The organism is Actinomadura sp. NPDC000600 (genome assembly GCF_040492135.1).
Classification (GTDB): Bacteria; Actinomycetota; Actinomycetes; order Streptosporangiales; family Streptosporangiaceae; genus Spirillospora.
Window position 1 is genome coordinate 1 of record NZ_JBEUPD010000152.1, and the last position, 1,038, is coordinate 1,038.

The following is a 1,038-nucleotide window of genomic DNA, read 5'->3' on the forward strand; positions in this document are numbered from 1 at the left end:
CTGTACAATCCCTGAAATAACATTGCTCCAAATTTCCCAACCAGCTTGCATTTGTCCTAATACTAAAGAAACAACTGCTTGAATTGCGATCATTGCGACTTCAAATACACCTTGGATGACTCCCCATACTGTTTGAATTAAGTTCTGTATTCCTTGCTGGTTTTCATTAAACCATTGAGAAACTTGAGTAAATGTATTCGTTATGATACCAGAAATAAATTCAATAACTGGTTGTAAAAAGTCAGAAATAGACTGCCAAATTTGAATGACTGCATCTCTAAAACCTTTATTAGTGTCCCAAAGATTTTTGATTGCTAAAACCAAGGCAACAATTCCAGCTATTGCTAAAACATAAGGATTTGCGGTTAATGCAGCAAACAGAGCTTTTACAGCGCCAGCAACTTTTTGAAAAATAAGCATTCCGCCAACGATAGCTATTAAAGTTGTAAAACCTCCACCTAATCCTTTTAGTAAAGGAGTGAAAGGCTTTAAAATATTTCCTAGTTGAACAAAAGCAGTTATAATAGGTGGGAGTACTTTAGATAAAACAGAATTAATATTTTTAAAAGTATCAATTATAGATTGCTTCATGCCATCGAAAACTGTCGCAATACCATTTTTAAATCCATTATTTTGTAAGGCGGTATCAATCGTTTGCAGTACTCCAGTTATTCCGTTTACCACAGCGTTTTTCATATTAGTAAAAGATGTACCAATACCGCCAGTTGCCGTTCTTGCAGTTTTCGCAAATCCATTCGCCCCACCATCTAACTCTACAAATCGCTTATTCAATTGTTCCATGGTAATGTCACCAGACTGAAGCTTGGCGTACAAATCACGTTCAGCACTTTTACCCGTGAGACCAAATGATTTAGCAACCTGTGTTAAGGCATAAGGCATAGTTTCTTGAAGTGTTCGCCATGACATTAAATCAACTTTACCACTAGATAACATTTGACTATATTGCTGAACTCCTCGGCTTGCATCTGCAGCACTTGCGCCAGAAGATAGAAAAGCATCGTTAAGAGCGGTTGCTGT

The 1,038-nt window shown here is 37.0% G+C and carries 1 protein-coding gene; it reads right to left on the reverse strand.

Features of this window, described 5'->3' with window-relative positions:
* Nucleotides 1-1,038, reverse strand: a 1,038-nt coding sequence (locus tag ABWI07_RS44425) for a tape measure protein (RefSeq protein ID WP_353822246.1), incomplete at both ends; no start/stop codon positions are given.